Source organism: Diaphorobacter oryzae DSM 22780 (assembly GCF_059568935.1).
In genome coordinates this window covers 66960-92858 of the sequence record NZ_JCANUL010000001.1, presented here as the reverse complement: position 1 = coordinate 92858, position 25899 = coordinate 66960, and the positions used below count along the sequence as shown (strand labels likewise).

21 protein-coding genes are annotated in these 25899 nt (G+C 67.2%); 15 read left to right on the top strand and 6 right to left on the bottom strand.

What is annotated here, in order from left to right:
- Positions 1-71: 71 nt before the first annotated feature.
- The 5 genes from BP68_RS00465 to BP68_RS00445 all read left to right on the top strand — a co-directional run bounded on the left by BP68_RS00465 (position 72) and on the right by BP68_RS00445 (position 6398).
- Complete coding sequence (locus BP68_RS00465; RefSeq protein WP_496367973.1) at positions 72-1289, top strand: glycerate kinase family protein; 1218 nt, start codon at positions 72-74, stop codon at positions 1287-1289.
- 132 nt (positions 1290-1421) lie between these two features.
- The gene (locus BP68_RS00460; protein ID WP_496367971.1) at positions 1422-2942 is read left to right on the top strand and encodes a 3-hydroxyacyl-CoA dehydrogenase; all 1521 of its coding nucleotides are present in this window, start codon (positions 1422-1424) and stop codon (positions 2940-2942) included.
- 299 nt (positions 2943-3241) lie between these two features.
- Positions 3242-3961 (top strand): Crp/Fnr family transcriptional regulator, encoded by a 720-nt coding sequence (locus BP68_RS00455; protein ID WP_496367969.1) that lies wholly within the window; start codon positions 3242-3244, stop codon positions 3959-3961.
- A 49-nt stretch (positions 3962-4010) separates the two neighbouring features.
- Entirely contained in the window at positions 4011-5093 is a 1083-nt protein-coding gene (locus BP68_RS00450) for a phosphotransferase family protein (RefSeq protein WP_496367967.1), read from the top strand.
- Between the two features lie 30 nt (positions 5094-5123).
- The gene (locus BP68_RS00445; protein ID WP_496367965.1) at positions 5124-6398 is read left to right on the top strand and encodes an acyl-CoA dehydrogenase family protein; all 1275 of its coding nucleotides are present in this window, start codon (positions 5124-5126) and stop codon (positions 6396-6398) included.
- A gap of 144 nt (positions 6399-6542) precedes the next feature.
- Here BP68_RS00445 and BP68_RS00440 read toward each other — a convergent pair whose 3' ends face one another.
- The gene (locus BP68_RS00440; protein WP_496367963.1) at positions 6543-6950 is read right to left on the bottom strand and encodes a GlcG/HbpS family heme-binding protein; all 408 of its coding nucleotides are present in this window, start codon (positions 6948-6950) and stop codon (positions 6543-6545) included.
- Positions 6951-7180: 230 nt separating this feature from the next.
- Between BP68_RS00440 and BP68_RS00435 the strand changes: the two genes are divergently transcribed.
- On the top strand, positions 7181-7873 hold the full coding sequence (locus tag BP68_RS00435; protein ID WP_496367961.1) for a Bax inhibitor-1/YccA family protein: 693 nt from the start codon (positions 7181-7183) through the stop codon (positions 7871-7873).
- Between the two features lie 113 nt (positions 7874-7986).
- Entirely contained in the window at positions 7987-8388 is a 402-nt protein-coding gene (locus BP68_RS00430) for a hypothetical protein (protein WP_496367959.1), read from the top strand.
- Positions 8389-8481: 93 nt separating this feature from the next.
- On the opposite strand, the gene rlmD is transcribed toward BP68_RS00430, so the two are convergent.
- The 3 genes from rlmD to BP68_RS00415 form a co-directional block, all read right to left on the bottom strand.
- Positions 8482-9936 (bottom strand): 23S rRNA (uracil(1939)-C(5))-methyltransferase RlmD, encoded by a 1455-nt coding sequence (gene rlmD / locus BP68_RS00425; RefSeq protein WP_496367958.1) that lies wholly within the window; start codon positions 9934-9936, stop codon positions 8482-8484.
- 52 nt (positions 9937-9988) lie between these two features.
- On the bottom strand, positions 9989-10324 hold the full coding sequence (locus tag BP68_RS00420; protein ID WP_496367956.1) for a hypothetical protein: 336 nt from the start codon (positions 10322-10324) through the stop codon (positions 9989-9991).
- A gap of 77 nt (positions 10325-10401) precedes the next feature.
- Entirely contained in the window at positions 10402-10881 is a 480-nt protein-coding gene (locus tag BP68_RS00415; protein WP_496367954.1) for an Lrp/AsnC ligand binding domain-containing protein, read from the bottom strand.
- A 71-nt stretch (positions 10882-10952) separates the two neighbouring features.
- Between BP68_RS00415 and putA the strand changes: the two genes are divergently transcribed.
- A complete protein-coding gene (gene putA / locus BP68_RS00410) occupies positions 10953-14675 on the top strand; it encodes a trifunctional transcriptional regulator/proline dehydrogenase/L-glutamate gamma-semialdehyde dehydrogenase (RefSeq protein WP_496367952.1) in 3723 nt (1240 codons plus the stop codon).
- Positions 14676-14729: 54 nt separating this feature from the next.
- Here putA and BP68_RS00405 read toward each other — a convergent pair whose 3' ends face one another.
- Positions 14730-15347 carry a 2'-5' RNA ligase family protein gene (locus tag BP68_RS00405; protein WP_496367950.1) on the bottom strand — a complete coding sequence of 206 codons (618 nt, stop codon included), beginning with the start codon at positions 15345-15347 and terminating at the stop codon, positions 14730-14732.
- A 451-nt stretch (positions 15348-15798) separates the two neighbouring features.
- Here BP68_RS00405 and dsrO point away from each other — a divergent pair, with 451 nt between their 5' ends.
- The 3 genes from dsrO (at position 15799) to BP68_RS00390 (ending at position 20963) form a co-directional block, all read left to right on the top strand.
- Complete coding sequence (dsrO, locus tag BP68_RS00400) at positions 15799-16587, top strand: sulfate reduction electron transfer complex DsrMKJOP subunit DsrO (protein WP_496367948.1); 789 nt, start codon at positions 15799-15801, stop codon at positions 16585-16587.
- A gap of 14 nt (positions 16588-16601) precedes the next feature.
- Complete coding sequence (nrfD, locus tag BP68_RS00395) at positions 16602-17648, top strand: NrfD/PsrC family molybdoenzyme membrane anchor subunit (protein ID WP_496367946.1); 1047 nt, start codon at positions 16602-16604, stop codon at positions 17646-17648.
- A 111-nt stretch (positions 17649-17759) separates the two neighbouring features.
- Entirely contained in the window at positions 17760-20963 is a 3204-nt protein-coding gene (locus tag BP68_RS00390; protein ID WP_496367944.1) for a tetrathionate reductase subunit A, read from the top strand.
- 169 nt (positions 20964-21132) lie between these two features.
- Here BP68_RS00390 and BP68_RS00385 read toward each other — a convergent pair whose 3' ends face one another.
- Positions 21133-22179, bottom strand: a complete 1047-nt coding sequence (locus BP68_RS00385) for a toll/interleukin-1 receptor domain-containing protein (protein ID WP_496367942.1) — start codon at positions 22177-22179, stop codon at positions 21133-21135.
- On the opposite strand from BP68_RS00385, the gene BP68_RS00380 reads away from it, so the two are divergent.
- From BP68_RS00380 to BP68_RS00365, 4 genes are all read left to right on the top strand, one after another.
- Positions 22094-23116: an IS30 family transposase gene (locus tag BP68_RS00380; RefSeq protein ID WP_496367940.1), complete on the top strand. Its 1023-nt coding sequence runs from the start codon at positions 22094-22096 to the stop codon at positions 23114-23116. The genes BP68_RS00385 and BP68_RS00380 overlap by 86 nt on opposite strands.
- 551 nt (positions 23117-23667) lie before the next feature.
- Positions 23668-24162, top strand: coding sequence for a hypothetical protein (locus BP68_RS00375; protein ID WP_496367938.1), 495 nt, complete (start codon positions 23668-23670; stop codon positions 24160-24162).
- A 242-nt stretch (positions 24163-24404) separates the two neighbouring features.
- Positions 24405-25292, top strand: a complete 888-nt coding sequence (locus BP68_RS00370; RefSeq protein ID WP_496367936.1) for a LysR family transcriptional regulator — start codon at positions 24405-24407, stop codon at positions 25290-25292.
- 71 nt (positions 25293-25363) lie between these two features.
- Entirely contained in the window at positions 25364-25882 is a 519-nt protein-coding gene (locus BP68_RS00365; RefSeq protein WP_496367934.1) for a DUF4184 family protein, read from the top strand.
- The last annotated feature ends 17 nt before the right edge of the window (positions 25883-25899 follow it).

Genomic DNA, 25899 nt, shown 5'->3' with positions numbered 1-25899 from the left:
TAAAGCATGGCGCCCACCGTTTTCCTTGCATGCACCGGCGATTGCCGGACCTGAAATCAAGGAGTCCACACATGCGCAAGAAGATCACCCAGAGCCTGTTCCATTCGCCCGCTCGCCCGCAGCACAAGACGCCCCTGACGGTACTGGTTGCCCCCTCGGGGTTCAAGGAAAGTCTCAGCGCGCGCGATGTCGCAGAGCACATCACCGCCGGCGTTCACCGCGTCATGCCGGATGCCATCGTGCTTCAGGCACCCATGGCCGATGGTGGCGAAGGCTTCACCGAAGCACTCGTCGGCGCGACCCATGGCCAGTTGCAGTCACTTGCCGTGACGGGCCCGGTCGGCGAGACGATGCAGGCCTTCTTTGGTTTTCTGGGGGGCGCTGCACGCCGGACCGCCGTGATTGAAATGGCTGCGGCCGCAGGCCTGCGGCTGGTGCCCCGTGATCGCCGCAATCCAATGCTGACCACCAGCTTTGGGGTAGGCGAGCTGATCCGCGCAGCGCTCGACGCAGGGGCTGAACGCATTCTTCTGGGCTGTGGCGACTCAGGCATCAACGACGGTGGTGCCGGCATGGCCCAGGCCCTGGGCGCGCGCCTGCTCGATGCGAGCGGCAGCGAGATTGGCCAGGGTGGCGCTGAACTGGCACGGCTCGCTCGCATTGATCTCACGCATCTCGACCCGCGCCTGGCCCATGTGCAGCTGGACGCGGCCGTCAACTGGCACAACGTGCTGCTGGGTGCGCGCGGTGTGGCACGGGTGTTCGGCCCCCAGAAAGGGGCGACGCCAGAGCAGGTTCTGCTGCTGGATGCGGCGCTGGAAAACTATGCCGCCTGCATCCAGCGCTGCACCGGCATCGACGTTGGTTCTGCACCGGGCTCCGGTGCCTCAGGAGGGCTGGGCGCGGCCTTTGCCGCGTTGCTGGGAGGCACGTTGCACCCGCGCTTTGACATCGTCATGCGCTACCTGGATATCGATGCCTTGATGAAGAAGGCAGACCTGGTCATCACGGCGGAAGGCAGCCTGGATGAGCAAACACCCTTCGGCAAGGTACCCACCGAAGTGGCCCGGCGCGCGAAGCTGCTGGGATTGCCGGTCGTGGCGTTGGCGGGCACCCTGGGCCAGGGTGCCACGGCCAACCTCGAACATGGCATTGACGCCTTCGCGAGCATCGTGCATGGCCCCTGCACCCTGGAGGAATCCATGGCGCGTTCCCGCCCCTGGCTCGCCCGGGCCGCTGAAGATGTGATGCGGTTGATGTGCGTCGGCTCGCGTCTGAGGCTTCAGTGATAGCCTGAGAAGCCCGGCGAGTCCACCCGGCCGCACGGCTTTCACCGGTCATGGGCCGGCGTGCCGTCGCCATCGAACCCGTGCGCGCCCAGGCGCGTACGGGAGCCGTTGGAGCCATTGGATAATCGCGCCATGAACACGGTTTTCACTTCAATCGGCGTCGTCGGCACGGGCGCCATGGGCCGCGGCATCGCGCAGATCGCGGCCCAGGCCGGCAGCACGGTGTACCTCTTCGACGCCCACGCCGGCGCAGCCGACGCGGCGCGCACCCATATCCATCAACAGTGGCAGCGCCTGGCGGACAAGGGACGCGTCGAGGCGGCCCAGGTTCCCGCATGGCTGGACAGGCTCGTGCCCGTCACCTCGCTGCACGACTTCGCGCCATGCCAGCTGGTGGTGGAGGCCATCGTCGAGCGGCTCGACGCCAAGCAGGAACTGCTGCGCGCGCTCGAGGCCATCGTCTCGCCCGAGGCCGTGCTGGCCAGCAACACCTCGTCGCTGTCGATCACGGCCGTGGCGGCGGCGCTGCAGCACCCGCAGCGCGTCGCGGGCTTCCATTTCTTCAACCCCGTCCCGCTGATGAAGGTGGTGGAGGTCGTGGCCGGCCTGCGCACCGATGCCGGCGTCTGCGCCCGCCTGGCCGACTATGCGCGCGCCATGGGGCACACGCCCGTGCTGGCGCAGGACACGCCGGGCTTCATCGTCAACCACGCGGGCCGCGGCTACGGCACGGAGGCCCTGCGCATCGTGAGCGAGGGCGTGGCGGACTTCGCCACCGTGGACCGCATCCTGCGCGACCAGGTGGGCTTCAAGCTCGGACCATTCGAGCTGCTGGACCTGACGGGGCTGGATGTATCGCACCCGGTGATGGAGTCCATCTACCGCCAGCACTACGACGAGCCGCGCTTTCGCCCCAGCGTCATCACGGCGCAGCGGCTGGCCGGCGGCCTGCTGGGACGCAAGTCGGGCGAAGGCTTTTACCGCTACGTGGACGGCGTGGCCCAGGTGGCGGCCGAGCCCGCCGTGCCCGAAGTCTCGTCCATTCCCCCGGTCTGGGTCTCCACGCGCGCGGCGCGCCGCGCCGAGCTGTACCAGCTGCTCAAGAACCTGGGCGCGACCATCGAGACCGGCACATCGCCCTCGGCCAACGCGCTCACGCTGGTCGCCCCCCTGGGCTTCGACGTGACCACGGTGGCGGTGGTGGAGCGGCTCGACCCCGCGCGCACCATCGGCATCGACATGCTGATCGACGACGCCAGCACCCGCCGCCGCGTGCTGGCCACCAACCCCGCCACGCGCGATGACATGCGCAACGCGGCGCACGCCCTGTTCGCGCGCGACGGCAAGGCCGTGAGCGTGATCCGCGACAGCGGCGGCTTCGTCACGCAGCGCGTGGTGGCCACCATCGTCAACATCGCGGCCGACATCTGCCAGCAGCGCATCTGCACGCCCAAGGACCTGGAGACCGCCGTCACCCTGGGCCTGGGCTACCCCCTCGGCCCGCTGGCCATGGGCGACCGCTGGGGGCCGACCAACATCCTCGAGGTGCTGTTCAACATGCAGACCGTGTACGGCGACACGCGCTACCGCCCCAGCCCCTGGCTGCGCCGGCGCGGCGCCATCGGCCTGAGCCTGACGCACGCCGAAGCCTGACCACTGCCCCGCGACGGGCGCAGGCGCGCACAGCCGCCAGCCCGCCACGCGCCCATGCCGCCCAAGGCCTGCAGCCTTTGGCCGGCGCACCTCAAACGCTATAAATACTATAGCTACTAGCGCTTATCAGGCAAGCGCAAAACCCTCTTTTCATGCCAAACAGACGCCCGCCATCCGGCGGCGCGTCTGCGCATGGCCGCGGCCGCTCGCCCACGCGACGCACAAGTGACAGCCCCAGGCGGCAGCGCCGGTCCCCCACGCGACAATGGACCGCAACCCAGTCACGCAAACGACAGACCATGGACGAGCCGATTCTTACCATCGACGAACGCGAGGCGATCAATTCCGGTCGCTGGTTCTCTTCACTCTCTCCCTCACTGCGCCACGACATACTGCGATGCTCCTACGTCAAACGCTTCAAGGACGGTGCACTCATCACCGCGCGCGGCGACCCGCCCGAGGAGTGGATTGCCTGCGCCCGCGGCGCCGTGCGCGTGAGCTCCACCTCCCTTTCCGGCAAGCAGATCACGCTGACCTATGTGGAGCCGGGCATCTGGTTCGGCGACGTGGCGATCTTCGACGGAGACCGCCGCACGCACGACGCCTATGCGCATGGCGACACCACCATCCTGTGCGTGGCGCGGGCCGACTTCCACAAGATCCTCGCCCAGCACGCCGAGCTCTACGAGGCCATGCTGCGCCTGCATGCGCGGCGCATCCGCCAGCTGTTCGGCCTGGTGGAAGACCTCAACACCCTGCCCCTGCGCTCGCGGCTGGCCAAGCAGCTGCTGCACCTGGTGCGCAGCTATGGTGTGCCCAGCCTGTCCGACGGCAACGAGATCCGCATCGGCCTGCAGCTGGCCCAGGAGGAACTGGCACAGCTGCTGGGTGCGTCGCGCCAGCGCGTGAACCAGGAACTCAAGGCCATGGAGCGCGAGAACGCCATCCGCATCGAACCCGGGGGCCTGGTCGTGCGCGACCGCGAGGCGCTGCTGCGCATCGCGGAAGCCAGCCACTGAGCCCGCCGCCCACCACCCCTGCCCCGGGCCTGCCGGCCCATCCCGCCCCATGAACAACTTCGACCACTTCATCGGCACCCGCCCCGCCACCGGGCGGCACGCCTTCGATGCCGGTGCGCTGAGCGCCTGGCTGTCGCAGCATGTCGAGGGCTTTGCCGGGCCGCTCACGGTGGAGATGTTCAAGGGCGGCCAGTCCAACCCCACCTACCAGCTCGTCACGCCCACGCGCAGCTATGTCATGCGCACCAAGCCCGGGCCGGTCGCCAAGCTGCTGCCCTCGGCCCACGCCATCGAGCGCGAATACGCCGTCATGCGCGGCCTGGCGGGCACCGACGTGCCCGTGCCGCGCATGATCGCGCTGTGCGAGGACGAGTCCGTGATCGGCCGCGCCTTCTACCTCATGGAGTTCATGCAGGGCCGCGTGCTGTGGGACCAGTCCCTGCCCGGCATGCAGCCCCATGAGCGCGCGGCCGTCTACGACGAGATGAACCGCGTGATCGCCGCGCTGCACCGCGTGCGCTACGCCGAACGCGGCCTGGCCGACTACGGCAAGAGCGGCAATTACTTCGAGCGCCAGATCTCGCGCTGGAGCAAGCAGTACCAGGCCTCGGTCACCCAGCCCATCGCCGAGATGGACCGGCTCATGGAATGGCTGCCCGCCCACATGCCCGCGAGCGCGCGCGACGAAAGCCGCGTGTCCATCGTGCATGGCGACTACCGGCTCGACAACCTCATGTTCCACCCCACCGAGCCGCGCGTGATCGCCGTGCTGGACTGGGAGCTGTCCACCCTGGGCCATCCGCTGGCCGACTTCAGCTACCACTGCATGAGCTGGCACATCCCCGCAGCGCTCGGCCGCGGCATTGGCGGGCTGGACCTGGCGGCTCTGGGCATACCGGACGAGAAGGCCTACATCCGGCGCTACTGCGAGCGCACCGGCATCGCCGACGTCGATGCCCTGCACGCCGACTGGAGCTTCTACCTGGCCTACAACATGTTCCGCGTCGCCGCCATCCTGCAAGGCATCGCCAAACGCGTGGAGGCCGGCACCGCCGCCAGCGCCGAGGCCCAGGCCGCTGGCGCCACGGCGCGGCCCCTGGCGGAGCTGGCCTGGTCCTTCGCGCAACGCTGAGCCTCTGTACTGACCTCTGAAGGGAATCCCATGGACTTCGACTATTCGCCCACAACCAAGGAACTGCAGGCCCGGCTGACGCAGTTCATGGACGAGCACATCTACCCCGCCGAAAAGGCCTATGCCGAGGAAATGGCCGCCAACACCGCCGCCGGCAAACGCTGGACGCCGCTGACAACCATCGAGAACCTCAAGCCCAAGGCCCAGGCCGCCGGCCTGTGGAACCTGTTCCTGCCCGTGGACACGGCCGCCGCCTCGGGCTACCACGGCGCGGGCCTGACCAACCAGGAATACGCCCCGCTGGCCGAGATCATGGGCCGCGTGCTGTGGGCCAGCGAGGTGTTCAACTGCTCGGCGCCCGACACGGGCAACATGGAAACGATTGCCCGCTACGGCTCCGAGCCCATCAAGGCCGCGTGGCTCAAGCCCCTGCTGGAGGGCAGGATCCGCTCGGCCTTCGCCATGACCGAGCCGGAGGTCGCCTCCAGCGACGCCACCAACATCTGCACGCGCATCGAGCGCCAGGGCGATCACTACGTCATCAACGGCCGCAAGTGGTGGACCAGCGGCGCCAACGACCCGCGCTGCCAGGTCTTCATCACCATGGGCAAGACCGACCCCGATGCGCCCAAGCATGCGCAGCAAAGCATGGTCGTCGTGCCCGCCGACACCCCCGGCATCACGGTGGTGCGCGCGCTCAACGTGTTCGGCTACGACGACGCGCCCCACGGCCACGCCGAGGTGGTCTTCGACAACGTCAAGGTGCCGGTGGACCACATCCTGCTGGGCGAGGGCCGCGGCTTCGAGATCGCCCAGGGCCGCCTGGGCCCCGGCCGCATCCACCACTGCATGCGCCTGATCGGCCAGGCCGAGCGCGCGCTGGAGCTGATGTGCCGCCGCGCCAGTAGCCGCGTGGCCTTCGGCAAGCCCATCGCCGCCCAGACCGTGACGCAGGAACGCATCGCCGAGGCGCGCTGCAAGATCGACATGGCGCGCCTGCTCACGCTCAAGGCCGCCTGGATGATGGACACCGTGGGCAACAAGGTGGCCAAGACCGAGATCGCCATGATCAAGGTCGTCGCCCCCAGCATGGCCTGCCAGGTGATCGACTGGGCCATGCAGGCGCACGGCGGCGGTGGCGTGAGCGACGACTTCCCCCTGGCCTACGCCTACGCCAACGCCCGCACGCTGCGCTTTGCCGACGGCCCCGACGAGGTGCACCGCAACGCCATCGCCAAATGGGAACTGGGCAAATACGGCACCTACGGCCGCGACGCCCACGCCCCCGTCACGCGGGGCGCCTGAGCCGCGGCGCGCGGACGCGCTCCTTCACCCCAAAACCGGCGCAGCGCCGGCTTTTGGGTGATTTTCAGAGCCTTTTAGCGCCCCAGCGCTCGCCAACAAAGCGCAAACAGCTATTAAAACAATAGCAAATCTACCCCCATGGGCTCACAGGCCGATGGCGGCAATGCCGGCGCGGGCGATCTGCGCGTCCTCATGGGACTTCACACCGCTCACGCCCACGGCGCCCAGGCACTGGCCGTCCTTGAGGATGGCCACGCCGCCTTCCAGCAGAGCGTCCAGGGCGGGAGCCGACAGGAAGGAAGTGCGGCCGCCGTTGACCATGTCCTCATAGACCTTGCTATCGCGCCGGCCCAGCGCGGCCGTGTGGGCCTTGGCCGGTGCGATGTGCGCGGACACGGCGGCGGCCCCATCCAGGCGCTGCAGCCACAGCAGGTGGCCGCCGTCGTCCACGATGGCGATGGTCACGGCCCACTGGTTCTTCAGCGCCTCGGCCTCGGCGGCGGCGGCGATTTGCTTGACGTCGGAGAGTTCGAGCTCGGGTTTGGTCTTCATGGCGGCAAGTCCTTCAAGGAATGGGGATGAACGGGAAAAAGCGCGTTGCCCGGCAAGCGCATCAAGGCAAAAAGCATAGCGCCGCAGCGGCGCGGCAATGGGCCGGCGCAGGGCAAAAGAATGCAACCCATAAAGTACGGGATGGTGCGCGGGTATTGCATTTGGCGCCAAAAGCCTCCACCTAGAATCCATCGGCCTGCGTCGTGCAGGCCAATCAGGAGAGAAACCAGATGAATCCAGAAATCACCAGTGTCGGCTCTGCGGGCTATGCCATCTCGCAGGAGCAGCGCCACCGGGTGCTGCGCAACACCTACTGGCTGCTGGCGCTGAGCCTGGTGCCCACGGTGCTGGGCGCGTGGATCGGCGTGGCCACGGGCATCACGCAAGCGCTGCGCGGCGGCCTGGGGCTGATCGTGTTCCTGGGCGGCGCCTTCGGCTTCATGTTCGCCATCGAGAAAACCAAGCGCTCGGCCGCCGGCGTGCCCGTGCTGCTGGCCTTCACCTTCTTCATGGGCCTGATGCTCTCGCGCCTGATCGGCATGGTGCTGGGCTTCAAGAACGGCTCCGACCTCATCATGACCGCCTTCGCGGGCACGGCCGGCGTGTTCTTCGTCATGGCCAGCCTGGCCAGCGTGATCAAGCGCGACCTGTCGGGCATGGGCAAGTGGCTGTTCGTGGGCGCCCTGGTGCTCATGGTCGGCGGCATCATCAACGTCTTCGTGGGCTCCTCGGCTGGCATGATGGCCATCTCGGTGGCCGCCATCGGCATCTTCAGCGCCTACATGCTGTACGACCTGAAGCAGATCCTGGACGGCGGCGAGACCAACTACATCAGCGCCACGCTGGCCCTGTACCTGGACATCTTCAACGTGTTCCAGAGCCTGCTGGCCCTGCTGGGCATCATGGGCGGCGAGCGCGAGTGACGCGCGCCAGCCACCGCCCCCTCACCAAGCCCCGGTCCCCCGGGGCTTTTTTCTTGCGCGATGTGCCGCCGGCCGCCTCAACTTGCCGGCGCACCTGCCGATAAAGCATGCACATGCTGCCGCCACGCACCCTCCCCCTGCCCCGCACCGCCGCCGCCGGCCTGCGCGCCGTGCTCATCGCCGCCGCCGTGCTGCCGCTGGCCGGCTGCGAGATTCCCGGCCTCGGCCCGGACCCGCGCGCCGTGCAGCGCGAGGCCGAGGCCAAGGCCATCGGCGGCGCGTGCCGCCACGCGCTGCGCGGGCTGGAGGACTGCTTCACCCTCAACCCCAAGGCGCCCAAGGCCATGGTGTTCGCGGGCTGGAAGGAGATGGACCTGTACATGCGCGAGAACAAGATCGAGGGCACGCCCTCGGTGCTCACGCAAATGGAGAAGAAGCCCGCCACCACGCGCCGCGCGCGCGATGAGCAGGACGGCGAGGCCGATCCCCGCGACGACGGCCGCAACCGCAGCTGACAGGCCGCCCGGTCGCTATCAAATTAATAGCTTCCAGCACCCTATCCACGGGCGCCAACAGCCAAAAACCTCGTCAACCAGGCGCCGGGCCGTTCAATCCGCCCGCTCGAACACCGCCATGCTCTCCACATGGGCCGTGTGCGGGAACATGTTGACCACGCCCGCCGCCACGCAGCGGTAGCCCGCCTGGTGCACCAGCAGGCCCGCGTCGCGCGCCAGCGTGGCCGGGTTGCAGCTCACGTAGACGATGCGCCGGGGCGGCTGCCAGCCCTCATGCCCCGCGGGCAGCGGCGCCGCATCCTCGGCGCCGATGCGCGCCTGGTGGATGTCGGCCAGCGCCTTGGACAGGGCAAAGGCCCCCTCGCGCGGCGGGTCCACCAACCATTTGTCGGCCACGCCGTCGGCGATCAGCATCTCGGGCGTCATCTCGAACAGGTTGCGCGCTACGAAACTGGTAGCTGCCAGCGCTTGCCCCTTCTGCTCCTGGGCCTTGTTTTCCTTGTAATTCTCGCGCGAACGGGCGACCAGCGCCTCGCTGCCCTCGATGCCCAGCACCTCGCGCGCCTGGGTGGCCAGGGGCAGCGTGAAGTTGCCCAGGCCGCAGAACCAGTCGATCACGCGCTCATCGCGGCGCGCATCCAGCAGGCGCAGCGCGCGCGTGACCAGCACGCGGTTGATGTGCGGGTTGACCTGGGTGAAGTCGGTGGGCTTGAACGGCATGGTGATGCCGAAGTCGGGCAGGCCGTAGGCCAGTTGCTCGCCGCCCTCGTCCAGCAGGTGCACGGTGTCCGGCCCCTTGGGCTGCAGCCACCATTGCACGCCGTGCTCGGCTGCGAAGGCGCGCAGCCTGTCCTTGTCGGCGTCGGCCAGCGGCTCCAGGTGGCGCAGCACCAGGGCCGTCACCGTGTCGCCACAGGCCAGCTCGATCTGCGGGCAGGTGTCGCGTGCGGCCAGGCTACCGATCAGGGCGCGCAGCGGCATCAGCATGGCGTCCACATGCGGCGGCAGGACCTTGCAGGTCTCCATGTCGGCGATGTAGCGGCTTTTGCGCTCGTGGAAGCCCACCAGCACCTTGTCCTTCTTGGGCACATAGCGCACCGACAGGCGCGCGCGGTAGCGATAGCCCCAGGCCGGGCCCTCGATGGGGCGCAGAACGGTCTCGGCCTTGACCTTGGCCAGGTGCCAGAGGTTGTCCTCCAGCACGCGCTGCTTCACGGCCACCTGGGCCGCCACATGCAGGTGCTGCATCTTGCAGCCGCCGCAGGCGCCCGCGTGCAGGCCGAAATGGGGGCAGCCGGGCCTCACGCGCTGGCTGGACTCGCGGTGGATCTCGGTGAGGCTGGCCTGCTCCCAGTTGTTCTTCTTGCGGTGGGTGTTGGCCGTGACCAGCTCCGTGGGCAGCGCGCCGTCGATGAAGACAACCTTGCCATCGGGCTTGCGCGCCACGCCCTGGGCGTCCATGTCCATGGACATGACTTCCAGCCAGCCGGGCGGGAGTTCGTGGGTGGGCAGCGGGGGGATCAAAGAGGATTCTGTGGGGTCGCTCATGCCCCCGATTGTCTCAGGCCCGCCGTTCTCCCTACGGGCCCACAGACAGTTTTCAGCCGCGGTCGGCGCGCGGCGGCTGCGCGGCGGCGGCTGCGCCCTTGTCGGCTGTGCCCTTGCCGGCGGCGCGCGCATTGCCCGCCGCAGGCAGGCGGTTGACCTCGTGCTCACAGCCATGGTTGTCGAGCGAGAACACCAGCGTGCCGCCCGGCGCGACCTGGGGCAAGGTTTCGTGCAGGTTGCGCGACAGATCCACCGGCGGGGTCTGCGAGCGGTAGATGATCTGCTTGTCGGCCCCGTAGACCACGTAGCACGCAGCCCAGGCCCCCTGCGCGAACAGGCCGGCGATCAGTGCGGCCGCGGTGGCCGAGGCAAGTCGAATGGCTTGCATGGTGAATCCCTTCCGTCTCGTGATGTGAATGCGGGCCATTATTGCGGAGTTTGGCCTGCGCGCCGGCGCGCCCGGCCTCAGCCCAGGTGCAGGTGGTTGGAGTGCTTGACCTCCTCCATTACCGCGTAGGTGCGCGTCTCGCGCACGCCGGGCAACTGCCACAGCACGTCGCCGGCGAACTGGCGGTAGGCGTTCATGTCGGCGCAGCGCGTCTTGAGCAGATAGTCGAAGCCGCCGGCCACCATGTGGCATTCCATGACCTCGGGGTGCACCTGCACCGCCGCCTTGAACTGGTCGAACACATTGGGCGTGGTGCGGTCCAGCAGCACCTCCACGAACACCAGCATGCCCGCGCCCAGTTTGAGCGGGTTGAGCCGCGCCTCGTAGCCCAGGATGTAGCCCTCGCGCGTGAGCCGCTGCACGCGCGCAAGCACCGCCGTGGGCGACAGCGCCACGCTGTCGGCCAACTTGAGGTTGGAGATGCGCCCGTCTTCCTGCAGGATGCTCAATATTCGCCGGTCGATGCGATCCAAACCATCTTCTTCATGGGATTTCATTGGTGAATTATTCACCATGAAATGCATTTTTTGGTGATTCATTCGCCATCCAAGTGCGGATGATCGCCCCCATGACACATCCCCTCCCCTTCGCCCCCCGCCCCGCCGACACCCACCCGCTGCGCCAGGCCATCACCGCCGCCTGCCGCCGCCCCGAGCCTGAGGCCCTGGCGCCGCTGCTGGAGCAGGCGCGGCTGCCCGCTGCCCTGGCCGATGCCGTACAGGCGCGGGCGCTGCGCCTGGCCGAGGGCCTGCGCCAGCGCAAGAGCGCGGGCGGGCGCGCCGGCATCGTGCAGGGGCTGCTGCAGCAGTTCGCGCTGTCGTCGCAGGAGGGCGTGGCGCTGATGTGCCTGGCCGAGGCGCTGCTGCGCATTCCCGACGCCGCCACGCGCGACGCCCTGATCCGCGACAAGATCGGCACCGGCGACTGGGCGCCGCACCTGGGCAAGAGCCCCTCGCTGTTCGTGAACGCGGCCACCTGGGGCCTGCTGATCACCGGGCGGCTGGTGGCCACGCACAGCGAGAGCGGCCTCAAGGACGCGCTGCGCCGCATCACCGCGCGCGGCGGCGAGCCGCTGATCCGCAAGGGCGTGGATGCGGCCATGCGCATGATGGGCGAACAGTTCGTCACCGGCGAAACCATTGCCCAGGCGCTGACCAACGCGCGCACGCTGGAGGCCCAGGGCTTTCGCTATTCCTACGACATGCTGGGCGAGGCCGCCCTCACACACGAGGACGCCGAGCGCTACATGCGCGCCTACGTGGACGCCGTGCACGCCATCGGCCAGGCCAGCGCCGGCCGGGGCGTGTACGAGGGGCCGGGCATCTCCATCAAGCTCAGCGCCCTGCACCCGCGCTACCAGCGGGCCCAGTGGCAGCGCGTGATGGATGAGCTGTACCCGCGCGTGCTGCAGCTGGCCGAGCTGGCGCGGCGCTACGACATCGGCCTGAACATCGACGCCGAAGAGGCCGACCGGCTGGAGCTGTCGCTGGACCTGCTGGAGCGCCTGTGCCACGCGCCCTCGCTCGCGGGCTGGAACGGCATCGGCTTCGTGATCCAGGCCTACCAGAAGCGCTGCCCCTTCGTGATCGACTTCTGCGTGGACCTGGCCCGCCGCAGCGGCCACCGGCTGATGATCCGCCTGGTCAAGGGCGCCTACTGGGACAGCGAGATCAAGCGCGCCCAGGTGGACGGCCTGCAGGACTACCCCGTCTACACGCGCAAGGCGCACACCGACGTGTCCTACATCGCCTGCGCACGCAAGCTGCTGGCCGCGCCCGATGCGGTCTACCCCCAGTTCGCCACGCACAACGCGCAGACGCTGGCCACCCTTTACGAACTGGCGGGGCCGGACAGCTACCACCCCGGCCAGTACGAATTCCAATGCCTGCACGGCATGGGCGAGCCCCTGTATGAGCAGGTGGTGGGCAACGCGGCGGCGGGCAAGCTGGGCCGGCCCTGCCGCATCTACGCCCCCGTGGGCACGCACGAAACGCTGCTGGCCTACCTGGTGCGCCGCCTGCTGGAAAACGGCGCCAACACCTCGTTCGTGAACCGCGTGGCCGACGCCACGCTGCCGCTGGCATCGCTCATCGCCGATCCGGTGGCCACGGTGGATGCCGACGCCGCCGATGCCCCAGGCGCGGGCCAGCCCCACCCGCGCATTCCCCTGCCGGCCCGGCTCTACGGCGCCGGGCGCGCCAACTCGCAGGGGCTGGACCTGGCGGCCGAGCCCGTGCTGGCCCGCGTCGACCAGGCCCTGGCCGCCCACCTTTCCGTCGACGCCACCCCGCTGATCGCCGCGCCTGTGCAGCCCGGCCCGCGCACGCCGGTGCGCAACCCGGCCGACCATGGCGACACCGTGGGCCAGGTGCAGGAAGCCTGCGAGGCCGACGTGGACGCCGCCCTGCGCGCGGCCGAGGCCGCCCTGCCCGCCTGGGCCGCCACGCCGCCGGCCGAGCGCGCCCGCCTGCTGCTCAACGCCGCCGACCTGCTCGAGCAGCGCATGCCGCAGCTGCTGGCCCTGTTGATGCGCGAGGCCGGCAAGACCTGCGCCAACGCCGTGGCCGAGGTGCGCGAGGCCGTGGACTTCCTGCGCTACTACGCCGCGCAGGTGCAGTCCTTCGACCCCGCCAGCCACCCGCCCCTGGGTCTGGTGGCCTGCATCAGCCCGTGGAACTTCCCGCTGGCCATCTTCATGGGCCAGGTCGCGGCCGCGCTGGCCGCGGGCAACGTGGCACTGGCCAAGCCCGCCGAGCAGACGCCCCTGATAGCCCATGAGGCCGTGCGCCTGCTGCACCAGGCCGGCGTGCCCGCCGGCGCCGTGCAGCTGCTGCCCGGCCGCGGCGAAACCGTGGGCGCGCGCCTGGTGAACGATGGGCGCGTGATGGGTGTGATGTTCACCGGCTCGACCGAGGTGGCGCGCATCCTGCAGCGCAGCCTGGCGGACCGGCTCGGGCCCGCCGGCCAGCCCATACCGCTGATTGCCGAGACGGGGGGGCAGAACGCGATGATCGTGGACTCCTCGGCCCTGCTCGAACAGGTGGTGGCCGACGTGGTCACCTCGGCCTTCGACAGCGCGGGCCAGCGCTGCTCGGCCCTGCGCGTGCTGTGCGTGCAGCGCGACTGCGCCGACCGCCTGCTTGCCATGCTGCGCGGCGCCATGCAGGAGCTGCACCTGGGCAACCCCGCCGAGCTGGCGGTGGACGTGGGCCCGGTGATCGACGCCGAGGCCCAGGCCGGCATCACCCAGCACATCGAGCGCCTGCGCGCCCAGGGCCGGCGCGTGTTCCAGCCCGCGGGCAGCGACGCCCCGCGCGCGCAGGGCACCTTCGTGCCGCCCACGCTGATCGAGCTGGACAGCCTGGCCGAGCTGGGCCGCGAGGTCTTCGGCCCCGTGCTGCATGTGGTGCGCTATGAACGCGAGCGGCTGGACGGGCTGCTCGCGCAGATCACCGCCACCGGCTACGGGCTCACGCAGGGCCTGCACACGCGCATCGACGAAACCGTGGACCAGGTGCTGCGGCACACCACGGCGGGCAACGTTTACGTGAACCGCAACATGGTGGGCGCCGTGGTCGGCGTGCAGCCCTTCGGCGGCGAAGGCCTGTCGGGCACGGGCCCCAAGGCCGGCGGGCCGCTGTACCTGCTGCGGCTGCTGGCGCGCCACCCGGCCGCCGCCGCGCAGGCCGCCATGGCCGACACGGCCGCCCAGCCCCCCCGGGCCGATGCCCAGGCGGCGCTGCTGGCACCGCTGCAGGCGCTGGCCGCCTGGGCCCAGGCCCAGGGCCGCCACGGCCTGGCACAGGCCTGCGCCGCCCACGCGCAGGCGGCCTGCGCCGGGCTGGCATGCACCTTGCCCGGCCCCACGGGCGAGCGCAACGAATACCGCGTGCTGCCGCGCGAAGGCGTGCTGTGCCTGGCCGATGACGACGGCGCGCGGCTGGCGCAGCTGGCCGCCGTGCTGGCCGCCGGCGCGCGGGCCCTGTGGCCGCAGGACGCGCGACCCCTGCACGCCACGCTGCCGCCGGCGGTGCAGGCGCGCGTGGCCCTGGTTCCCGACTGGCGGGACGCCGCGGTGGACTATGGCGCCGTGCTGCACAGCGGCAGCGCCGAGGCACTGCGCGCGCTGTGCCGGCATGTGGCGCAGCGCCCCGGCCCCATCGTGGGCGTGACGGCCCTGGCCGATGCGGCGGATGCCGCCATGGCGCCGCTGCGCCTGGTGCACGAACGCGCGGTGAGCATCAACACCACGGCCGCCGGCGGCAACGCCAGCCTGATGACCATGGCGTGATTTCAAGATAAATCCGACCCTGGCGCCCTTGCATCAAGCGCCGATAGCTATCATTTAAATAGCAATCGTACTGGGCAAGGACCATTCGCCCAGCACCTCGTAGGGTCCGGACGCGCCACGCACGTTGTGCAGCAGCGCAAAGCGCCGCACCGTCCATTCCAGCGGCGGCACGGCCTGCTCGGGCACGGCGTGGTTGCTGTAGCACAGCGTCATGTGCGGCGTGATGCGCGGCGCCTGCGGCACGCCCTCCAGCCCCGGCACCCGGGACCACAGGGCGGCATGCAGCGCCTCGTACAGCGCGATAAAGCCGCGCTGCGCCTCGCCGGGCCCGCACAGCACGCAGGGGCGCTTGGCGTGCGGCGCGCGGGGAAAGCTCATCACGCGGTCGAAGCGCAGGTCGAACGCCGGCACATGCACGCCATGCGCCGCGTCGCGCGCCCATTGCAGGTGCCGCTCGGACAGGGTGGGCTCCCAGCCCAGCGACAGCAGCGTGGCATGCAGGCGCTGCGGGCGCACCTGGGCGTGCAGGTCGTGCCGCGCGATGAGCGACTGCGCCAAGTCCGTCGCCGCCTGCGCCGCCCGGGGCTCGGGCTGCACGGCGAAGAACAGGTGGTGGTGGGGGTGTGGCGCCGCGGGCTCCACGTCTGCAAGCGGCAGTTGGTGAGCGTCCATCGCCCCACTGTAGCGCCGGGTGTGCGCCCTGTCGGTAACAAGTTTTAACGCACGCCGTATCGATATACGGCCATTATCCGCCACCCGCCAAAATTGGCGACTGCAATATGACGGCCGTGTGTCCACAGCAGAAAGACACGCTGCCCGGCGGTGAATCGTGGAACGCCCGCCGCCTTGAATCAACGTCTTTTCCACCGATTAACTCCCCATTGATCGCCGCAAGCCAACCGCCTTGCAGGCCGCACACAGCAAGGCGCATGGCGCACAACGCATTTCGCAGCGGCGCACTCGGGATTTTTTAATACTTCATTAATATTCGGCAAATAAAATAATAAGGTTTACCCAAGTAAATCAAAAAGAATATCCACCCCATCATTTGATTGAAGTCAAATGCCGAATATGTCCGCGTGGGAAATAATGTCCGCCACGCAGTCGATATTCAAGGATATTCATGCCCAAGAACACGCCCACACCGCCCTCAGGGACGTTTGCCGCTGCGCAGCCTGGCAAGCGCACCTTCCTGCAGGAACTCATCGGCCTGGCCACGGCCTTTGGCCTGGCGGGCGCCGGCCATGCCGCCGGCCCCTCCGCCACCACCCAGCCGCCCCGCCGCCCCGGCATGGAGGGCAAGCGCTTCGGCATGCTGGTGGACATGCGCAAGTGCATCGGCTGCCAGGCCTGCACGGTGAGCTGTTCGGTGGAAAACCAGCCGCCCATCGGCCAGTTCCGCACCACGGTGCTGCAGTACGAGATCGACCGGCCCGATGGCAGCGCCCCCGCCATGGTCAGCCTGCCGCGCCTGTGCAACCACTGCGACGAGCCGCCCTGCGTGCCCGTGTGCCCGGTGCAGGCCACATTCCAGCGCACCGACGGCATCGTGCTGGTGGACAACGAGCGCTGCGTGGGCTGCGGCTACTGCGTGCAGGCCTGCCCGTACGACGCGCGCTTCATCAACCACGAGACACAGACCGCCGACAAGTGCACCTTCTGCGAGCACCGCCTGGAGGTGGGCCTGCTGCCCGCCTGCGTGGAAAGCTGCGTGGGCGGCGCCCGCGTGATCGGCGACCTGAATGACCAGGGCAGCGAGATCAACCGCCGCATCGCCGAGCACAAGGAAGAGATCAAGGTCCTGAAGCCCGGCATGAACACCGCGCCGCGCGTGTACTACATCGGCCTGCCCGATGAATTCGTCAACGGCGTGGACGGCCAGGCCAGCGTGCGCCTGGTGGCCGAGCACTGAGCAAGGAGCCCGTCATGCAAATCATCGAACTCCTCACCCCCCACTACGAGGCGGCCTGGCTGCCCTGGGCCGTGCAGTACTTCTTCCTGGCCGGCGTGGCCACGGGTGCCGCGCTGCTGTCCGCACTGTGCGTCTGGGGCTCCACAGGCAGCCTGATGCGCCGCCTGCTGCCCGCGGCGGTGCTGACGCTGGCCGTCAGCGTGATTGCCGCGCCCGTGTCGCTGCTGGCCGACCTGCACCAGCCCGCGCGCTTCTGGCATTTCTACGCGCACTTCACGCCCTGGTCGTGGATGTCGGTGGGCGCGCTGCTGCTGCCGGTGTTCGTCACGCTCAGCGTGGCGTTCATCGCCAGCTGGTGGCTGGGCCGCGTGGGCTGGATGCGCGCCCTGGCGCCGCTGCTGGTGCTGTCGGCCCTGACCATCACCGTCTACACCGGCGCCGAGATGATGGTCATCCGCTCGCGCCCGCTGTGGAACACGCTGTGGGTGCCGGTGAACCTGGCGCTCACCGGCTGGCTGGCCACCGTGGGCGCGGCCTTCGTGCTGGAGCGCTTCCTGCCCGCCACGCTGCGCCCGGGCGCCGCCGCCCTGCAGCTGCTGCGCGGCATCGGCCTGGGCATGGCCGCACTGCTGGTGCTGGTGGCGCTGGCCTGGGCCGGCACCGGTCTGGCAGGGCTTAACCGCTCGTTCGACGAGGCCCTGCGCCTGTTCCGCGACTTCCCCGTGTGGCGCCTGGCCATGCTCGGCTCGGCCCTGTTCGGCGCCGCCGTGGTGGGCGCGCTGCTGCGCGGCCGCCACCGCCTGGGCGCCACCGGCTACACGCTGGTGCTGGGCCTGGGCCTGGCGGCCAGCGCCTGGGCCTTCCGCTGGGCGCTGTTCATGGGCGTGCAAGGGGTGCCGAAGTTCGGCGCGGGCCTGTACCTGTACCACATGCCGCTGGGCGGCGACGGCCTGCTGGGCATGCTGGGCGTGGCCGGGCTGTGTGTGGCGCTGGTGGCGCTGGCGAGCTGGGCGCTGGAGCTGTTCCCCGCGCGCCAGGACGGCGGCGCGGCGCATGCCTGAAGCCCTCTTTATTTAAGTAAAAACCGCATCCAACGCAATACCGGCAAGCGCAAGCAGTTATAAAAATAGAAGCATAAGACGCTGCTGCGCTGGCCCCAGAAAGGTTGTCCCATGACCGACAAGAACCACAAACCCGCTCCCGAACACGCCGGCCCCGACGCCAGCCCCGAGATGAACCGCCGCCGCATGCTGCTGCGCGGCGGCGCCGTGGCCGGTGGCCTGGCGGCCTTTGCCGCCGGCTACGGCGAGACCGTGGCCAAGGGCGCCAAGGGCCTGGTGACCGGCACCTCCGGCACCGCCACGAAGAGCGCCACGCGCGGCAACTCGCTGACGCCCGAGTTCCGCATCGACCCCGTCACCGGCCAGCTCACCACCCAGCCCGGCCAGGTGGTCAGCCCCAGCAGCTGCCTGGGCTGCTGGACGCAGTGCGGCATCCGCGTGCGCGTGGACACCGAGAGCAACAAGATCCTGCGCGTGGCCGGCAACCCCTACCACCCGCTGGCCACCACGCAGCACGCGCCCATGGAAACGCCGGTGCGCGAGGTCTACGCCATGCTGGGCGGCGACAACGGCTTGGAAGGCCGCGCCACCAGCTGCGCGCGCGGCTCGGCCATGTTCGAGCACCAGAGCGCCGCGCACCGCGTGCTGGCGCCGCTCAAGCGCGTGGGCCCGCGCGGCTCGGGCCAGTGGAAGGCCATCTCCTTCGAGCAACTGGTCAAGGAAATCTGCGAGGGCGGCGACCTGTTCGGCGAGGGCCATGTGGACGGCCTGGCCACCATCCGCGACGTGCAGACGCTGATCGACGCCGACAACCCCGAGTACGGCCCCAAGTCCAACCAGCTGCTGGTGACCGACGCCTCCAACGAGGGCCGCACGCCGCTCATCAACCGCTTTGCGCGCCAGTCCTTCGGCACGGTGAACGTATCCAACCACGGCGCCTACTGCGGCCAGACCTACCGCGTGGGCACGGCCGCCGCCCTGGGCAACATTCCGGGCATGCCGCACGGCAAGCCGGACTGGAAGAACTCGCGCTTCGGCCTGTTCCTGGGCACCGCGCCGGCGCAGGCGGGCAACCCCTTCCAGCGCATGGGCCGCGAGCTGTCCGAGGCGCGCTCGCGCGCCGAGAACACCTACCAGTACGTGGTGGTGTCGCCCGTGCTGCCCATGTCGTCCAGCCACGCGGCGGGCGACAACAACCGCTGGATGCCCATCAAGCCCGCCACCGACCTGGCGCTGGCCATGGCGCTGATCCGCTGGATCATCGACAACGAGCGCTATGACGCGCAGTTCCTCACCCAGCCCGGCCCGGCCGCCATGGCCGCCGCGGGCGAGGCTGCGTGGAGCAACGCCACCCACCTGCTGGTGAGCGACCCAAAGCACCCGCGCTACGGCCAGTTCCTGCGCGGCGCCGACCTGGGCCTACCCATGCCCGAGCCGGTGGACGAGAAGACCCCGGCCGAAGACGTGTACGTGGTGCAGGTGGCCGACGGCAAGGGCGGCTTCAAGCTGGTGCCCCACACCGTGGCCCAGGCGGCCGAGCTGGTGGTGGAGCGCGAGTTCACCCCGCTCAAGGCCGCGGGCGCCACCGAGGAACCCACGCCCATCGCCGTGTGTACCTCGTTCGTCAAGCTGCGCGAGGAAGCGCGCCGCAAGACGCTGCAGGAATATTCCGACCTGTGCGGCGTGCCGGTGAAGGACATCGAAGACCTGGCGCGCGAGTTCACCAGCCACGGCAAGCAGGCCGTGGCCAACTCGCACGGCGGCACCATGAGCGGCGCGGGCTTTTACACCGCCTACGCCATCGCCATGCTCAACAACCTGATCGGCAACCTGAACGTCAAGGGCGGCTGGGTGCTGGACGCCGGCCCGTTCGGCCCCTTCGGCCCCGGCCCGCGCTACAACTTCGCGCAGTTTGACGGCGCGGTGAAGCCCAGCGGCGTGGCCCTGTCGCGCACGCGCTTCCCGTACGAGAAGACCAGCGAATTCAAGCGCAAGAAGGAAGCGGGCCAGAACCCCTACCCCGCCAAGGCGCCCTGGTACCCCGCGCCCGGCGGCATGAGCAGCGAGATGCTGGCCGCCGGCCTGCTGGGCTATCCCTACCCGGTGAAGGCGTGGATCAACCACATGAGCAACCCGGTGTACGCCATCTGCGGCTTCGAGAACACGCTGGTGGACGCCATCAAGGACCCGAAGAAGCTGCCGCTGTTCGTGTCGGTGGACCCGTTCATCAACGAGACCTCGGCCCTGGCCGACTACATCGTGCCCGACACCGTCACGTACGAGAGCTGGGGCATCGGCGCGCCCTGGGCCGACGTGGTCGCCAAGAGCAGCACCGTGCGCTGGCCCGTGGTGGAGGCCGCCACCGCCAAGACGGCGGACGGCAAGCCCGTGAGCTTTGAAAGCTTCGTCTTCGCCGTGGCCAAGCAGTTGCAGCTGCCCGGCTTTGGCAAGGGCGCCATGTCCACCAAGGACGGCGAGCCGCTGGACCTGGAATCGTCCGAAGACTTCTACCTGCGCGGCATGTGCAACATTGCCTACCAGGCCGGCAAGCCCGTGCCCGAGGCATCGGACGACGACATCGAGATCACGGGCCTGAAGCGCTGGATGCCCGACCTGGACCAGCGCCTGAAGCCCGAGGAAGTGCGCCGCGTGGCCATGGTGATGAGCCGGGGCGGCCGTTTCGACAAGATCGAAGACGCCTGGAAGGGCGAGCACATCAAGGCCGCGCACAAGTTCCCCGTGCAACTGTGGCACGAAGGCCTGGCCAAGATGCGCCACTCCATGACCGGCGAACGCTACGCGGGCTGCCCCACCTGGTTCCCCACCCGCTTCGCGGACGGCAGCAGCATGCGCACGCATTTCCCCGAGCAGGACTGGCCGCTGACCATGAGCAGTTACAAGTCCAACCTGATGAGCAGCATGTCGATTGCCGCCAGCCGCCTGCGCCAGGTGCACCCGCACAACCCCATCAGCCTGAACAAGGACGACGCGGCCAAGCTGGGCATTGCCAACGGCGACCACATCGAGGTCAGCACCCCCGGCGCCAAGCTGCAGGGCGTGGCCCTGGTGCGCGGCGGCATCGCCCAGGGCGCCATCGCCATCGAATACGGCTACGGCCACACCCAACTGGGCGCCGCGGCCCACACCGTGGACGGCCAGCCCATGGCCCACAACCCGCAGCACGGCAACGGCGTGAACCTGAACCGCCTGGGCTTTGCCGACCCCACCCGGCCGGCCAAGGACAACGTGTGGATCGACTGGGTCTCCGGTGCCGTCGTGCGGCAGGGACTGCCGGTGCGGGTGAAGAAGGTGTGATGCCCGTCAGGGCCTGAGCCCCGTGCGCTTGCGCAGGTACGCTGAATAGAAAAAGCCCATTGCAGTTGCGATGGGCTTTTTCATTCTTATCGGCGGTTTCGACCCTGAGCAGCCATTGGTTCTCCCGAAAATCTATCGTTCAGCGTGGAGTCAACATGATACTTTTCCATTACATGCCATAGTATTTTGAACTGAAGGAAACTGTGACCGGGCCACCATCATACGTGCACATAACATTTACTTTTAACTTCTTCTTGTGGTCATAGTATGTGTGGCAATGAGTCTGAGACCGGACCAGATCCAGTTCGCTTGGATTGATACTTAGTGCACCTAGCATTGGCTCAGGATCAAACTTCTGTTTCTGGTTGAACGGCATTGCGCGCTTCAGCTCGACGTCGATGTAGCTGACAAAGTTGCCCTCTCGCTCTAAGAACATTCTACATTCGTCGTCTTCTACGATGATATTGCCTGCTTCATTAAGCTCACCGCCAACGATTTCGAGAGCTTCTTTGACAGGCATCCCCATGTACTGAAACGGTCTATGGAAAGGCTTAGTCACCATAGGTAGATTGAGGACGGAAGCACGGTTTAGTGCCTGAACTAATGTGACTCCTGTGCGACTTGTATCAAGAACAGATTTATTGAAGACAACCCCAATACTTTCCACCAATCGCTTTAGCGCCGAAGGATAGTTCAAGTCATCTGTGAAATCTGCATAAAACTTTCCAAATAGAAAACCAGGAAGCTCACACTGCCGATACAGCAGGGGAAGCACCTTAACTTGTCGGCCTATAATTTCTTGATTCATCGCAACATCCAATTCGAGCTGAACCCACGGAGAAGCGACTGAATTGGGAGACAGAACTGCGACGACAAAATCTACGCTATCCAAACCTTGGCGGATTTTCTCAATAAGAGACTCTCCCACCTTGATTTCGGCCTCATCCAGCCAATACCTAACACCGTGGGCCTCAAGATCCACTGCCAACTTACGAACGAACGCCTTGTCAGCATGAGTGTGGCTTAGGAATATGCTCCTGCTCAACGAATTCTCCTTATTACCCGCCTGTGAAAACCTTGGCGGTCTCAACTCTGAAGTGCAACACCTGAACCCCAGGTGATTTGCACAAATGACTTCACGATACACGCACTTGCAGCCAGAAGATCGGCTGACGATGGCTTCTCTTTTGCAACAGGGCTGGAGCCAGCGTTCCATTGCCCGTCTCCTTGGCTGCAGCCCCAGCACCATTTGCCGCGAGCTTTGTCGCAATGGGTCTGCATCCGATGGCTATGCTTTCAAGCCTGCCCAGGCGGCCTGTGAGGCCCGTCGTGTTGCGAGCCGGCCCTTGCCCAAGCTGCACCCGCAAGGCGCTCTGTGGCGCGTGGTCTGTGATCTTTTGCTGTGGCGTTGGTCTCCCCAGCAGATTGCCCGCACACTGCGAGGCATGCACCCCGAGGATTCCAGCCAGCATGTGTCTCACGAGACGATCTACAACGCCATCTATGCCTACCCGCGCGGGGAGCTCAAGAAGCAACTGATCGCGCTGCTGCGTCAGGGACGCGGTGGCCGCAGGCCTCGTTCTGCGGGTCAGGATCGGCGAGGCCAGATTCCTGAGATGGTCAGCATCCACGTACGTCCTCCCGAGGTCAATGACCGGCTGATGCCCGGGCACTGGGAGGGGGACTTGATCAAGGGGGCCAACAACCAGTCTGCGGTCGGTGTGCTGGTCGAGCGCAGCACGCGCCTGGTGCTGCTGTGCAAGATGCCTGATGCAACCGCCCAGAGCGCCCTGGCGGCCTTCACGGCCAAGCTCAACCAAGTGATTGAGCCCATGCGCCAGACGCTCACCTACGACCAGGGCAAGGAGATGGCGCGCCATCGGGAGTTGGCCAAGGCCACGGGAGTGCGGGTCTACTTCTGTGATCCGCACAGTCTCTGGCAGCGGGGCAGCTGCGAGAACACCAATGGCTTGCTGCGCCAGTTCCTGCCCAAGGGGACGGACCTGGGCGTGCACGATCAGGATGCGCTGGACTCCATTGCGGACATGATGAACAACCGGCCGCGCCAGACGCTGGGATGGAAGTCACCGTACCAGGCGTTCCAGCAGTTCATGCAGGCCATCGCGCAGCGCCAGGACGCTACCATTCACTGAATCTCAATCGAACCGTTTCAACAACTGGTGTTGCGCTTCGGATTTGAGATCGCCCTTCCCTCCGCTTCGCTCCGACTGTTTCTCACTTCTACGTCATGCCGCACTCTGACATCGATCCGGATACTCTACGCCAAACTGTGCTTGAGGATATGGAGCGCTATTTGGCTCATTACACGCTGCCACTGCCTGGCACAACCTATGGAACGCCATGGTCGAAAGATCGAGTTGCGGCGGAGTTGGAAACGATGCGAACTTTATTAGTTGACCCCTACCCGTCCGAGTACTTTATCGAGGACAGAATACTGCCTGATGCCGAATGCACGCTCCCTGCCGTGCGTTCAGCTTGGGTAGTAGCTGAAGATGGTAGTTACCGACTACTGTTCGATCCTGCGGTTAGAGAGTATGTGCTTGTGAGTGGCACCCCAGAGAACGGCTGGGGCTCTTTTGGAATACGTGGCGATGCTCCAAGCACATTTCTCTCTCGCTAACGTACTGCATTATTGGTCACTCCAGCGGACGGCTTCGCCGCCCGATGAGCTTCGTTAGGCAACATGAAACTCTCTCCGAACCAAATCGATACGCAGTCGCTAACCCAATTTGGAAAGGAGGCGCTTGCTTTGCTGGAGGAAAGAAACTTCACGGCCTTGGTGAACAAATTTGGATATGCGCTTGCCTATGGCCGCAACTTGGCAGAGGCAATCGAGAACGATTTCGTTCAATGTATTGCTGAGGTCGAAGAAATCTCTAGTAACGTTACGCAATCAATCCAAGTTAAATACTTCAATCCAAACGAGATTTCACTGTATGCACTGGTGGAATGCGTTATTTCATTTGGCCAAAAAGAGGCCGTATTGGTTGAGCTCATTGTTACCGGCAAGGAGCAAAAGCACATCACCTTGGAGCAAATAAGCTATGCCACCTTTGGGCTTTGCCGACCCCACCCGTCCGGCCAAGGACAACGCGTGGATCGACTGGATGTCGGGGGCAGTAGTGCTGTAGGGGTTGCCGATGGGGGGGCGCAAGGTGTGAATGGAAACCGCCCCTAACCCCCATGGGGCGGAACCCTGAAGTTCTCGGTGATGTGCCGCTCGGCGCGCGCCAGAGCCGCCTGCAGACTTACGAGCCAAATGCGCAGGCGGCTGCGCCGGGGGCCTTCCTGCCCCTGTTGCGGCAAGGGCTGGGCATGCGTGGGGCTGTGGGTATCGTCGTGAACCATGGGCTGCGAATGTCGCGGCGCGGGTAGCATCTGTAAAGTTGAATTCAATGAAGATTCAATTCAGAAATACTGATGCGCAACCTCAATCTCGACCAACTACAGACGCTGATCGCCATCGCCGACCTGGGCACCTTCGCCGCCGCTGCGCAGGCCCTGCACCTGGCACCGCCCACGGTGAGCCTGCACATCAAGGAACTGGAGTCCCGTATGCAGGCGGCGCTGCTTGTGCGCGGGCGTCGGCAGGCCGAACTGACCGCCGCCGGCCAGGTGCTGGTAGAGGAAGGGCGCAAGCTGCTCGCAGCCAGCGATGATCTCATCGACCTGGTGCAGCGCCGCGCATCGGGCCGCACGGGCTTGGTCAAGGTGGGCGTTTCTGCGGGGGTGAGCACGCGGCTGCTGCCCCTGATGCTGGAGGCGCTGGGCCAGCGAAGCCCGGACGTGGAGGTCAAGCTGGAGGCCGTGGGCTCGGCCGACGCAATGCAGCGCCTGAAGGCAGGCACGCTGGACGTCGCCGTCGTCGCCAGTCCCCAACTCCCAAGCGCGGAGGTGCTGATCACGCCGTGGCGCAACGACACCATGGTGGCGGTAGTGCCCAGCGCCTGGAACCCGCCCGCGCGGGTCACTCCGGCCTGGCTGGCCAGCCGCCGCTGGGCCTCCTTCGCGCCGGCAACGCAGATGCATGGGCTGATCGCGGCCTGGTTTGGTCAAGCAGGCTTTCACCCCCGCCCCTTCCTCACACTGAGCTACCCCGGCGCCCTGAAAAGCCTGGCCGCTGCCAGCCAAAGTGCGGCCCTGCTTCCGCTGGAAGAGGTGCAGGACCAGACGGATACACCCGGCGTTCAAGTGCGCCCGCTGTCTCCTGCTCTCATGCGGCCCATGGCGGTGGCACACCGGGCAACGCCCGCGCTGAACCCAGCCGTTGCCAGCGTGCTCGCGGTGCTGGCCGATTTTGCGAACTAGCGTTTGCAGCCCGCAGGCCTGCATAGACTCTCCACGCCATCCCCTCATTTACTTCCATTGCGTGTTTCTGCATGCCCTTCACGCCTTTTCACATGGGTGCCGCGCTGGCGTTGAAGTCAGCCGCCCAGCAGCGCTTCAGTCTCATTGCGTTTGGCCTGGCGCAGATTGCGATGGATATGGAGCCATTGATCGGCATGCTTCGCGGGGCTGCGGTCCTCCATGGGCCCACACACACGTTTCTGGGTGCCTTGGTCATCGGGCTGTTGGTGGCGTGGGTTTCTCCGTGGGTGTGTGGTTTTTTGCTTCGCAGATACAACCTGGCGGTTCGTTGTCTCCACCTTCCCTGGCTGGCCGAAATGGCCGCTCCGCCTCCAGCCGCCGTGCTGTCGGGCGCGTTGGCGGGCACGTTGAGCCATGTGGTTCTGGATGCCTTGATGCACCGCGACATGCACCCGCTGCGCCCTTTCTCCGATGCGAATCCCTTGCTGGGTCTGATTTCGCATGACGGGGTGTACGAGCTGTGCGTTGTGCTGGGCGTGGCAGGCCTGGCCGGGTGGCTGATGGTCAAGTGGTTGCGGCGGAAGGCGTAACAGGTGGAGCGCGCCAC

Coding starts and splice junctions, on each gene's coding strand:
- BP68_RS00445 (WP_496367965.1), top strand. CDS start 5,124: ATGGACTTCGACTATTCGCCCACAACCAAGGAACTGCAGGCCCGGCTG.
- BP68_RS00420 (WP_496367956.1), bottom strand. CDS start 10,324: ATGCAAGCCATTCGACTTGCCTCGGCCACCGCGGCCGCACTGATCGCC.
- putA (WP_496367952.1), top strand. CDS start 10,953: ATGACACATCCCCTCCCCTTCGCCCCCCGCCCCGCCGACACCCACCCG.
- BP68_RS00370 (WP_496367936.1), top strand. CDS start 24,405: ATGCGCAACCTCAATCTCGACCAACTACAGACGCTGATCGCCATCGCC.
- BP68_RS00440 (WP_496367963.1), bottom strand. CDS start 6,950: ATGAAGACCAAACCCGAGCTCGAACTCTCCGACGTCAAGCAAATCGCC.
- BP68_RS00465 (WP_496367973.1), top strand. CDS start 72: ATGCGCAAGAAGATCACCCAGAGCCTGTTCCATTCGCCCGCTCGCCCG.
- dsrO (WP_496367948.1), top strand. CDS start 15,799: ATGCCCAAGAACACGCCCACACCGCCCTCAGGGACGTTTGCCGCTGCG.
- BP68_RS00430 (WP_496367959.1), top strand. CDS start 7,987: ATGCTGCCGCCACGCACCCTCCCCCTGCCCCGCACCGCCGCCGCCGGC.
- BP68_RS00380 (WP_496367940.1), top strand. CDS start 22,094: ATGACTTCACGATACACGCACTTGCAGCCAGAAGATCGGCTGACGATG.
- BP68_RS00365 (WP_496367934.1), top strand. CDS start 25,364: ATGCCCTTCACGCCTTTTCACATGGGTGCCGCGCTGGCGTTGAAGTCA.
- BP68_RS00390 (WP_496367944.1), top strand. CDS start 17,760: ATGACCGACAAGAACCACAAACCCGCTCCCGAACACGCCGGCCCCGAC.
- BP68_RS00435 (WP_496367961.1), top strand. CDS start 7,181: ATGAATCCAGAAATCACCAGTGTCGGCTCTGCGGGCTATGCCATCTCG.
- BP68_RS00460 (WP_496367971.1), top strand. CDS start 1,422: ATGAACACGGTTTTCACTTCAATCGGCGTCGTCGGCACGGGCGCCATG.
- BP68_RS00405 (WP_496367950.1), bottom strand. CDS start 15,347: ATGGACGCTCACCAACTGCCGCTTGCAGACGTGGAGCCCGCGGCGCCA.
- BP68_RS00385 (WP_496367942.1), bottom strand. CDS start 22,179: ATGGAACGCTGGCTCCAGCCCTGTTGCAAAAGAGAAGCCATCGTCAGC.
- nrfD (WP_496367946.1), top strand. CDS start 16,602: ATGCAAATCATCGAACTCCTCACCCCCCACTACGAGGCGGCCTGGCTG.
- rlmD (WP_496367958.1), bottom strand. CDS start 9,936: ATGAGCGACCCCACAGAATCCTCTTTGATCCCCCCGCTGCCCACCCAC.
- BP68_RS00415 (WP_496367954.1), bottom strand. CDS start 10,881: ATGAAATCCCATGAAGAAGATGGTTTGGATCGCATCGACCGGCGAATA.
- BP68_RS00455 (WP_496367969.1), top strand. CDS start 3,242: ATGGACGAGCCGATTCTTACCATCGACGAACGCGAGGCGATCAATTCC.
- BP68_RS00375 (WP_496367938.1), top strand. CDS start 23,668: ATGAAACTCTCTCCGAACCAAATCGATACGCAGTCGCTAACCCAATTT.
- BP68_RS00450 (WP_496367967.1), top strand. CDS start 4,011: ATGAACAACTTCGACCACTTCATCGGCACCCGCCCCGCCACCGGGCGG.